Raw genomic sequence first — 1,370 nt, forward strand, 5'->3', positions numbered from 1 at the left:
GTTGAAGAAGGTGCCCGACGACTTCGGGGTGAGCGGGTGCGCCTCCTCCACCTCGGGCACGCCGGTGTCTGGCGTGCAGAAGCAGGTGTGCGAGCTGACGCAGCGCACGCGCAATGCGCAGTACAACTACATGGTGGCGATGAACGAGATCACCGCCGAGCGCTTGAAGCGTCTGCGCAAACTGGAAAAGGACCGTGCCGGGATCAAGGATGGCCAGGTAGGCATGTTGGAGAGCAACACCAACAAGCTGCTGGCGCTGAAGGCGATGATGGACATCGACCGTCAGCAGATGGAGTCGGCGATGTTTGCCTACGACCGGCGGCTGGCGTACCTGACCGATACGCAGACCGGCGCGGCGTTGGCGGCGATGAGTGGCACCAAGCCGCCGGACCCGGATGCCGATCCGTCGTTTCTGTCGCAGCTGACCGGGACGCTGTTGAGCCTTGGCAAGACGCTGGTGGCCGGGGCGGCGATGAAGGAAGCGTTCAATCAGATCGAGAGCAAGCGTCCGGATGGATATCGGGAGTTGGCGATTGACAGCGATTGATGTGCGGTGGCGGTGGTGGACGCGCAATTGCAATGGATTCAACTTCGGGCAGCGTGCGCTGTCCACGGCGCAGCGGTTTCATGATGTGGTGACCTATGAATGACTTCTTTACGAATATCGCCAACTACGAATTTTTTCGTCTTATCAACAACTACCTGCGCGACGAGATCGCGATTTTCCAATGGGAGTTGTTGCAGCGGACGACGGCGTGGGTGGGGATGGTGGCGCTGACGGTGCTGACGCTGTGGATTTTCATCCAGGGCTATCGCATCGTGACCGGTCAATCGCGCGAGGCGGCGATGGGCCTGGTGGTGACGGCGCTGCGGGCGGCGCTCATCATTGGCTTGGCCACCAGCATGGCCAAGGGCTCGCCGCAGCTGTACTGGACGCTGACCGACGGGATCAGCTCGGCGATCACCAAGACGGTGACCGGTGACTCGGACAGCCCCTACGAGGCGATCGACAAGAACCTGATGCTGATGCAGGCGGCGCTGACGGGTCTGGACCAGATCAAGACCGGCGGCGACGAGGAGAGCAAGGATGCCAAGGACCGAGCGCGCTGGTTCACGGGCATCGGCATGGCAGGCCCGGGCGTGGTGGCCGGCTCGATGCTGTTGTTGAACAAGCTGGCGATGGCCCTGGTGGTGGGGTTTGGCCCGCTGTTTATCCTGTGCCTGTTGTTCCAGGCCACGAAGTCGCTGTTCAGCAAGTGGCTGTTATACGGACTGGGAACGATGTTCTCGCTGTCGGTACTGACTTTCACGGTAAGCTTGGCGACCAAGGTGGTAGGTGCGGTGGGCGTGGCATTCCTGGCGAAGTGGGC

2 protein-coding genes are annotated in these 1,370 nt (G+C 61.7%); both read left to right on the top strand.

The genetic code is table 11. From position 1 onward, the window contains the following. A partial coding sequence (locus XcuCFBP2542_RS18880; RefSeq protein ID WP_104605763.1) for a hypothetical protein occupies nt 1-547 on the top strand: 547 nt, incomplete at its 5' end. Nucleotides 548-642: 95 nt separating this feature from the next. After that, a partial coding sequence (locus tag XcuCFBP2542_RS18885) for a TrbL/VirB6 family protein (RefSeq protein ID WP_104605765.1) occupies nt 643-1,370 on the top strand: 728 nt, incomplete at its 3' end.

It is taken from the genome of Xanthomonas cucurbitae (genome assembly GCF_002939885.1).
Taxonomy (GTDB): Bacteria; Pseudomonadota; Gammaproteobacteria; order Xanthomonadales; family Xanthomonadaceae; genus Xanthomonas; species Xanthomonas cucurbitae.